Below are 9,612 nucleotides of genomic sequence, written 5' to 3' on the forward strand. Positions count from 1 at the left end.
GGAAACCACCACTGTTGTTTGGCAATCCGTTTGCGTCTAATGTTGCGTAAGAAATAAGTCTGTCTGTAATTTGGAAATTAGCTCCAATCACATTGTCACCTGTATAGTCATCTGCAACACCCGACTCAACAGTGTAAACTAATTCATACTCACCTTGAGCATAAGTTGGTTCGTTAAATACTGGTAAAGAAACAAAAACTGAATCTTCAGCATTTAATGAAAATGCAGATGATGTTTCGTCGTAAAGCGTAGTTCCGTTTAAGGTAACTGTTGCATTCAATGTAATATTTGCTTGATCGTTAGAACCAAAGTTGTATACGTATGCTCCTACTTGCACATCAAATTCCGTATCATTTTGTGCTAATAATTGCGGAGTAGCGTAATGTTGTGCTCTTACTACATTACCTGCTTTCAATCCTAAATCATTTGGATAGTATCCTGTTTTGTTCCCGATGAAAACATCTACAGGACCATTTTCCATTTCACTTACAATTGCAGCTCCATCAAGATCTCCAATCATTACAACTGGAATTGTAACCGTTGGTCCATCATTACCAGCTCCCATTCCAACTGGTCCACCGGCCTGATTGTTTATAATAACTACGGCAATTGCACCTGCTTGCTCAGCATTCAATGCTTTTGTTCCAAACTCACACGCTCCACGGTAAAGGATGGCAATTTTTCCAGAAACATTAGAAACTGTTTGCATACAGTTCAATGAGTCTGCAGTTGATGCATCTTTAGCAAAAGCTAATGTACCTAAGACAGCGTTTGTTGGGTCCGTTAAATCTGGAGTGTTTGTCCAAGTAGATGTTGGCGCATAAGTCATATCCTTACTTCCTCCTATGGAAGCGGGACTTTCAACTGAAAAGATTACCTGTCCAAATGACAAAGAGGTAATCAAAACACTACACATTAATAGTAATTTTTTCTTCATAACTTTATTGATATTGTTTTAGCATTCTAAAACTAATAAAACAAATTATGCGCGCCTTAAAAAAACCTAAATTTTTCGTTACGAATTTCTAAACGGTAATTTTAAGACAGAATACGTAAATATTTATCCTTTATTTGTGTAGGATTTAGAAATTTCTTGGAAGTATTATGGATCTCAATGGGTGAATAGTTTTCTATAGAAAGCATTACTTTTCGAAGAGCATTTACGAGCTCATCCACTTGTTTAGGTGTTACTTGAATTCCCAAAGTAGGGTCTTGAACATCGGTTAAACCGCCACATTTACTATATACACAAGGTAAACCGGTTAACCACGCTTCGGCCAACACTATAGAAAAAGTTTCGAAATTACTGAATTGTATAAGGCAATGACTTTGCCCCATAAGCTCTGCCACTTTTGCAGCGTCTATATAGCTATACAATTTGGTAAGATCACTTAAGCCGTATTCGTTTAATTTAGCCTTCACTTGTTCAGTATTTGCCTCCACAACCAAGTTAAATTGAAACCCTAAACCCTCCTCTTTCAATTGTGCAAGCGCTTGGAGGATGCCACTGAAATTCTTGGTTGCTTCATCTACCGTAGAAACATGTACAAATGTAAACTTGGACAATTTCTCCGATTGAGGTTGAAAAAGATCTAGATCAATATAATTCGGTAAGGTATCAAATTCATTGATGAGTTGGTTTTGCTGCAAGGCTTCACCAAGTGTTTTAGAAACTGTAAATACTTTTTGGGCTTCTTTAAAAATGTTCTGATGTAACTTCTTCACAAAGAGGGAACTCTTCTCGTAAAGTTTTGTCGCCGATAAATACCCTGACCAATGTTCGGTAATGATATAGGGAAGTTTATATTTTCTTTTTAAATGCAGTGCAAATAAGCCGGCAGGGAATGCAACGTTTACATGTGCTAAATCATAGTTTCTTTCCCCTTTAGCATAAGCAATTTTCAGTGCTTTGATGTACCGTTTCAAATTAATAAAACTTTTCAGCAGCGGAAGACTTGAACTTCTGTAGTAAACTTTGGTAATCTTTACTCCTTCGATACTAGATTCCTCCACCTCAAACTTCGTTTTATTTTCTTTAGAGGATCTAGCAAAGCAAAGGTGCACATCTGCGAAACGCTGAATATAGGTAGCATGTTTTAAAATAAAATTCCCTTCAAGAGGTTTCTCTCGATTCGGAAACCAACTGCATAAAAATAAGATATGCTTACGGGGATTTTTCAAAGGCTAAATTAAATCAAACAAAGAGTTTACTCCGGCAGTGCGTTCTACTGTGTACCCTTCAGCAAATTCAGCGCCGATTGGTCTTCCAAATTCGCGCATACGTCCTTTTAAAAACTCCACGAACTCTCTTCCAGAAATAGGTGTTTTTGGTCCTTCCGTACCCGCTTTATAAAACTGTGTCTCATAGGCAAAGATGGATGCAAACTTTTCTTCAACAAATGGGGTAACATCAACCACAAAGTCAGGATGAATATGTCTATCTTGTATGTAATGGTAAACAGCTTTTGGTCGCCATTTTTCTTGTGACACACCTTCAAACTCAGTTTCAATTTTCAACAATCCTGCTAGAAAGCAAGCATCGGAAATGAACTTAGCTCCTTTTCCATGGTCTGGGTGTCTATCGCTCACAGCATTGGCCAAAACGATTTCTGGTTGAAATCTTCTTATCTGTTCTACCAGCAAAAGTAAATTCTCTTTGGTGTGTTCAAAAAAACCATCGGCTAGACGCAAATTATGACGTGCCTCCAACCCCAATATTTCACCAGCCTTTGCTGCTTCTTGATATCTTGTTTCTACGGTACCACGTGAGCCTAATTCACCCTCCGTGAGATCTACTATTGCTATTTTCTTTCCTGCTGCTTTCTCTTTTAATAAGGTTCCTGCACAAGACAGTTCTACATCATCTGGATGTGCTCCAATAGCTAGTATATCTACTTTACTCATCTGTTATTTTTGTTTCTTAAACATGTAGTAACGGATTCCACTTAATAAAGAAAACGCTAAAAAGATGTATACTGTTGTGTATACCCATTCTGGAGTTTCTGCTACTCCATCTCCTTGTGCGTAAGAGTGTAACCCGGTTAATTTAAAGTTTACTCCAAAGAAGGTAAAGATTATAGATCCATACCCCCATAAACTTACAAGGTTAAAGATAAATTTATCTTTTAAACCAGGGATGTACCTCAAGTGTAAAATGATGGCATACGTCAACACAGAAACAAGGGCCCAAGTTTCTTTCGGGTCCCACCCCCAGTAACGTCCCCAAGACTCATTGGCCCAAACACCTCCTAAGAAAGTTCCTATGGTTAGCATGAACAAGCCTACAGTCATCGTCATCTCAGAAACATAAGTAATCTCGTTGATGTTCATGTTTAAACGCTTTCCATTTTTTTGAGTACGCGCTAAGTATAAAGCCATGTTTACCAATCCTAAAATTGCCGATAAGCCCAAGAAACCATAAGAGGCAGTAATTATGGCCACGTGAATCATTAACCAGTATGATTTCAATACCGGCTGCATGTTTCCGATTTCGGGATCTAACAAATTCAATTCAGTTACAAATAAAAGTAAAGCAGACAAAATGATAGACGCTCCTAAAATAACAGGGTTCTTTTTAATAAAGATGAAACCTGCCATTACTAAAATCCAAGCAATGTAAATGATAGCTTCATATCCATTCGTCCAAGGCACCTCTCCTGTAATGTATGATCTAAAAAACAACCCTACTAGGTGATATAAAAATACAATAGCTCCTAAAATAATGAAGGGTAAAGAAATTCTCTTAAAGAGTTTTTCTGAACGTTGTGTTGGAACAGTTAACGTACGGATAAAGAAAATAATCAATAACAACAGACCGATTACCAAGTATGCATTTTGTGTATTCTTAAAGATATTCATGTTATTGTACATGATTTCTATCTTTACTTCAGACTCTGATGGCGTATCTACACTAGTACCTTCCGCTCTTTGGTATTTCTTTAAGGCTGCCAAAGTTTCTAAGGCTTGGTTTTGATTTTCTTCGCTATCATTAGAACGAATAGTTAAGGATAAATAATCCATCAACAAACTCATCCCTTCTTCATCTTTCTTTTCCCAATCTAAATGAGGAATCATCCAAGTTGCCATTACATCTCCTTTGACAGGTACTACCTTCAGGTATTTGAAGGAATAGTTGGTGAAGTTGAAGAGGTAATTGAATCGCTCACCTAGTCTTATAATTTCTTTATCAAATTCGTTTTTACGAGAGTCTGGTTTGTTGTGCGCCGTATTATATGCTTCCAACCATTTGAAATTCCCTATTGCACCTTCTTGCGATAACTCCTTTAAAGAAGCGTATTTTTCGGTATGGATTGAATCTCTAATTTTTGAGGATACATAAACAACAGGTCTATCCACCCATTTTGGTCCCGCCATTAACCAACTCATTGCTACTTGTACGGCATTATGTCCTTCAAAAGTTTGTGCTCTGTGTATTTTACGGAGCATTTTGTCTGCCAAAGTATGGAAGGGAACATTTCTACCTTGAAGGTCTTGCACCAATAAAGAAGACAATTCTTCCGCATGTTGCTCACTGATGTATTCAAAATTGAAATCGGCAGGTACTTCTTGTTGCGTTGTAGCAGCAGGAGCATGGTTATGTCCTTCGTGTGAAGCGTGATCGTGCCCCGTATGATCATGTCCAGCGTGGTCGTGCCCATCGTGATCACTGTGATCATGCCCTTGATGTGCATCTTCACTTAACTCTACCTTTTCATTATCTCCATTGGTAGAATGCGTTTCAATTTTTGCATCTTGGCCAAATGCCAATGTTGAAAAGAAAAGAGCTACAACAACAGACATTAACTGACTACGTTTCTCTCTTGATTTTTGTATCATTTTATTCAACTCTCTAAACCTACTTATAGGTGCTATTAAAGAAAGTACCATTCCTATACTCATTAACAAGTATCCTAAATAGGTGATATTTGTTCCCCACCAGTCGTGATTCACACTCAATATCGTACCTGTTTCGTCTGGAAAATAGTTCGATTGGAAAAAACGGAAACCGCCGTAATCCATTACATTATTCATGAAAATTCGTTGATCTTTATGTACTCCTTTAACGCTATCTATTACGCTCACCTCACTGGCATATGAACTCGCCATATCAGAACCTGCATATCTATCCAATTGGAAATCTCTACATTTAATATAGAAAGGCAATTCAACGGGTACAGGTCCATAACCTGCCATATAATTTAAACCATTAAATTGAAACGGAATTTCTTTTATTGCTGATCCATTTTGATAAGGCAATCTTTTCAATTCTGACTTTCCATCTTGTTCTATTTTGATGGTCAGATAATTCGTTCCTGCATCTTTTTTATTCGATCTAACTTCCGTATAAGCCGAGTTTCTGTGCTTGGCTTTAAACATAATTTGCTCGCCAGTAAATTGGTATAAATATCTTGGAGCAAATTCAACTGCAGAATCCGAAGGCACATTCAATATAGCGTTTGAGTCGACATTACCTGTTTGTCTATCTTCTACGCTTAACATAGCCATATTCACGCGATTGAACGATTTTAACGACTGTGCCATCAACGTGTTCCCTTCGAAAAATAATTTTACATCTGGAACAAAACCTTCTGTATGATCTTCATAAGCAAGAATTTCTGTACCAATAAGCATACTTTCTCCTTCGTTTAAAAACTTGGATTGTCCGCGCACTACAAACTCCAAAACGGTTCCTGTAGTGGTATCATTACTGATTAATTCATTCACTAAATTCTCTTCGTAATCTACGTAAGACACATTGATAGGGGCGTAATTTCCAAATTGAATTTCTTGCTCAAAAGGATTGTCATAGGCTTCAGATAAAAATCGAGCTTCTCTGTATTGAACACCCGATGTTCCATCATCTATCTTAACTTGAACATTAGGAGTAGCTGTGAAAATAATATTGGTAGACTCTCCTTCTGCAATAGGCATCATTCCTTCATAACCAAAGAAACGCGTTACCCCAGAACCGATTATAATGATAATAAAAGAAAGGTGGAAAGTGAACATGGCTACCTTTTCTGCCTTGTACATTTTGTAACGAAATATATTCGCGATAAGTGCAAAACAAAGGTAAGTCAGTAAAATCTCGAACCACGTAGCATTGAAAACTGCAATTTTTGATGCTGGTGTTCCATAACTTGATTCAATAAATGTGGCATAACCTATTGCCACGGCAAAGGCTACTAATCCGAGCGTCATCGCTCCCATAGAAAATATACCTCTTATTACTTTTTCCATCCTCCTTAATTATGTGTCATTTCCGCGCCAAAAATACTGAAAGCAGTTGGGTAAGTCGTAGAAATTGCAGATTTTTTTAGGTAGTTCTCCCCTACACTACTACTTTTGACTCCACATCGACAGAAATGGAGAAAATTGCAATTATAGGGAGCGGAAATGTAGCTTGGCACTTGTGCAAGGGATTGCGCGCCGAAGGGATTGAAATCAGTGGAATTTATTCTCGTACTTACACGCACGCAGAAGAATTTGCCCAAAGCTTTGACATCAAAGCTTACCAAGATTTAGCAGCGCTTAACGAAAGTAACGTCGACCTTGTTTTAGTGGCCGTAAATGACGACCAAACTCCTGGGGTTATCGAGAAGATCGCACCTCATCACAAGGTTGCCTATACGAGTGGAAGTGTAAATCTTAAAGACATTAACCATCCACAAGTTGGTGTTTTCTACCCTCTACAAAGTTTTACAAAAGGTAAAAAAGTAAATCTTTTTGAAGTCCCATTTTTCATCGAAGCTAAAAACATGGATCTGGGCGAAGAACTCTTTGACTTAGCATGGAAACTTAGTAGAAAGGTAGAGTATGCAGACAGCAATACAAGAAGCGAACTTCACCTTGCAGCAGTTTTTGCTAATAACTTCACCAATCACATGTACAGTTTGGCAAAAGAATTATTGGAAGATAGTAAAGGTAATTTCGAACACTTACTTCCGCTCATTTTTAACGCCGTCGATAAACTAAAGAAAAACACTCCCGAAGAAATTCAAACAGGTCCTGCGCGCAGGAATGATCAAAACATCATTGATCAACATTTGAGTAAACTTAGTGGGGATAAGAAAGATATCTATCAAATAATAAGCAGTTCTATACAAAAAAAATATCATGAGAAGTTATAAAGAAAATTTACCTAACATCACTACTTTAATTTTTGATGTTGATGGTGTTTTAACCAATGGAGATGTAATTCTCTTTCAGGATGAAGTAGTGAGAACACTAAACTCTCGTGACGCCTTCGCAATACAGTATGCTATAAAAATGGGAATGCGCGTTTTAATTATTACAGGTGGAAATTCTGAAGCTGTTAAAAAGCGTCTTCTGAACCTTGGAGCCACTGAAGTTTGCTTAAAAAGCTCGAATAAATTAAGTGTTTACGAAGACTTGAAAGCAAAATATAACTTTGAAGATAGTGAAGTAATGTATATGGGTGATGATTTACCAGATCATGCAGTAATGCAGAAAGTAGGTGTATCTGCTTGCCCCCAAGATGCAGCTGTTGAAATTAAAGCGATTGCAGATTACCAAAGTCCGTTTAACGGAGGTAGACACGCTGTGCGCGACATTATTGAGCAAACATTAAGAGTACAAGATAAATGGTTTAAAGAGGATGTTGTTCACTGGTAACCCTGGTGAATAGCTCATTTTTTATTCGTATAATTGTTCACTATGGACATTAAAACAACCACCAAAACAGCCATTAAAAACGTGCTCAAGGTACTTCACTTAGACCTTACTCAGAACCTGAAGTACGATAGATATACAGAACAGATTATTAATCAATACATCCACAAGAAATCTGTTTGTATAGATGTTGGTGCACACAAAGGAGAAATTCTTGATTTAATTATTAATAATGCGCCCGAGCAAAGTCACTTTGCTTTTGAACCCATTCCATCCTTTTACACAAAGCTTGAAGAAAAATACGGTTCTAAATACAAGATATACCCTTATGCCCTTTCCAATGAAGAGGGAAGCTCTTCTTTTCAGTTTGTAAAAAATGCCCCAGCATATAGTGGGTTAAAACAACGTGATTACAAAGTCAAAAATCCGGAAATTGAAAAAATCCAAGTTCAATTAAAAAAACTGGATGACATTATTCCTACTGACACTAAAATTGATTTAATTAAGATTGATGTAGAGGGAGCGGAATTCAACGTTTTGAAAGGAGCTGAAGCCACAATTAAAAAATCTAAACCTCTCATTATTTTTGAATGTGGATTGGGTGCGAGTGAGTTTTACAATACATTTCCTGAGGAATTGTACGTATTTATTCAACAGAATTTAGAAATGAATATTTCTACTTTAGAAAGATTCATAAAAAAAGACAATTCATTACGAGAAGAAGAGTTTTGTTCTCATTTTAAAGAAGGAAGTGAATACTACTTTATTATTCACTCCTAAAAGGTACAAAACAGCTAGTACATCTTTATTAATTTAACCACCTTGCTAAATTCTTGATTGGAAAGGTTTAAATAGTAAACTCCAGGTAACACATCCTGAGTATCCAACTCATTTATTTCATGAACTGATTCTACTTTCTTGACAAGTATGCCGGAAGCGTTGTACAATTCAATTTTATCAATGCTTTCTATCCCATCAAGCCTAATTGTAAGTTTATCTTGAAAAGGGTTTGGGTAAACTTCTAAATCTTCTTTTACCCCATTATTTTCTAACGATAATGAAGCTCCAATAATATTAACAACATCCGGACTCTGTATTGGAACAGACTCCCCATTCGGTCCTACCTTCACTAGAAACAAACTAGCCTTATTATCACTATAATATTCTTGATGCCCAATTACAGCAAAACCACCATCATTTGTTGCGATGATGCTCTGTGTTTTATCAACCCCTGAATTACTAAAGCTAGTAAATGATGACAAAAAGTTATAGCTCGGAGAAAACGCATAGATTTCGGAATCTTCCTCACCATCTGGGTACGTAGGAATATGCGGTGAAAAAGCCGCCTGTTTATTTATATACAATTGCGTTGAATCATACGACGGAGCAAAACAATTTGACGCTTCATACCCTATCCAATTTTCTTGACCGACATAAGCAAAGTTACCAAGAGTGTTAATTGTACCATAGATCATATTTGAACTATCCTTCACTCCTTCATAATTCGCCCCACTGAAATTCACAGAGTTTGGAAAAATATTAATATCGTTAACAATAGAATTACCCGCTATTTCGAGGGTATCAGAACTGATCAAAGCCCCCGTTACATCATCTAGAAAATAGACACATCCCTTGTGTTTGGCAGAGTCTTCTATATAATGACTTCCAACCACGTAAATCATACCATTTGCTATTTCAAAATCTCGAGGAGAATCATCGTACACTCCCCCAAATAAATTCTCCCATTCCAAGGTTCCTGTTTTATCATAACGTTGCATCCACCAATCTTCTCCTCCCGAACCAAAACTCTTGGTACTTAGCAATACAACTACCCCAGAATCTGAAGCTGCTTTTACCGTCACGATTCTATCCCAATCGTTTCCTCCAATTAAAGTATCCCATACTACATTACCTGCAAAATCCAAACGGGCCAAATACCCATCAAAACCACCTAGGCTATTTGTACTTGAATACCCCCCA

8 protein-coding genes are annotated in these 9,612 nt (G+C 37.2%); 3 read left to right on the top strand and 5 right to left on the bottom strand.

Going from position 1 to position 9,612, the window contains the following annotated elements:
• The 4 genes from AC22ZQ_RS09180 to AC22ZQ_RS09195 form a co-directional block, all read right to left on the bottom strand.
• The coding region (locus AC22ZQ_RS09180) for a PA domain-containing protein (protein ID WP_318958484.1) at window positions 1-937 on the bottom strand (937 nt) is incomplete at its 3' end.
• Between the two features lie 101 nt (window positions 938-1,038).
• A complete protein-coding gene (locus AC22ZQ_RS09185) occupies window positions 1,039-2,064 on the bottom strand; it encodes a glycosyltransferase family 4 protein (RefSeq protein WP_413468681.1) in 1,026 nt (341 codons plus the stop codon).
• Between the two features lie 120 nt (window positions 2,065-2,184).
• Window positions 2,185-2,904, bottom strand: a complete 720-nt coding sequence (gene bshB1, locus AC22ZQ_RS09190; RefSeq protein ID WP_318958486.1) for a bacillithiol biosynthesis deacetylase BshB1 — start codon at window positions 2,902-2,904, stop codon at window positions 2,185-2,187.
• A gap of 3 nt (window positions 2,905-2,907) precedes the next feature.
• The gene (locus AC22ZQ_RS09195) at window positions 2,908-6,240 is read right to left on the bottom strand and encodes a cytochrome c biogenesis protein (RefSeq protein WP_318958487.1); all 3,333 of its coding nucleotides are present in this window, start codon (window positions 6,238-6,240) and stop codon (window positions 2,908-2,910) included.
• Window positions 6,241-6,365: 125 nt separating this feature from the next.
• On the opposite strand from AC22ZQ_RS09195, the gene AC22ZQ_RS09200 reads away from it, so the two are divergent.
• The 3 genes from AC22ZQ_RS09200 to AC22ZQ_RS09210 are packed head-to-tail and all read left to right on the top strand — an operon-like array spanning window position 6,366 to window position 8,412.
• Window positions 6,366-7,130, top strand: a complete 765-nt coding sequence (locus AC22ZQ_RS09200; RefSeq protein ID WP_318958488.1) for a Rossmann-like and DUF2520 domain-containing protein — start codon at window positions 6,366-6,368, stop codon at window positions 7,128-7,130.
• Window positions 7,117-7,635 carry a KdsC family phosphatase gene (locus AC22ZQ_RS09205; protein WP_318958489.1) on the top strand — a complete coding sequence of 173 codons (519 nt, stop codon included), beginning with the start codon at window positions 7,117-7,119 and terminating at the stop codon, window positions 7,633-7,635. Before AC22ZQ_RS09200 ends, AC22ZQ_RS09205 begins: the two co-directional genes overlap by 14 nt.
• A gap of 42 nt (window positions 7,636-7,677) precedes the next feature.
• Window positions 7,678-8,412: an FkbM family methyltransferase gene (locus AC22ZQ_RS09210; RefSeq protein ID WP_318958490.1), complete on the top strand. Its 735-nt coding sequence runs from the start codon at window positions 7,678-7,680 to the stop codon at window positions 8,410-8,412.
• A gap of 14 nt (window positions 8,413-8,426) precedes the next feature.
• Here AC22ZQ_RS09210 and AC22ZQ_RS09215 read toward each other — a convergent pair.
• The coding region (locus AC22ZQ_RS09215; protein WP_318958491.1) for a T9SS type A sorting domain-containing protein at window positions 8,427-9,612 on the bottom strand (1,186 nt) is incomplete at its 5' end.

It is taken from the genome of Lishizhenia sp., assembly GCF_057456495.1.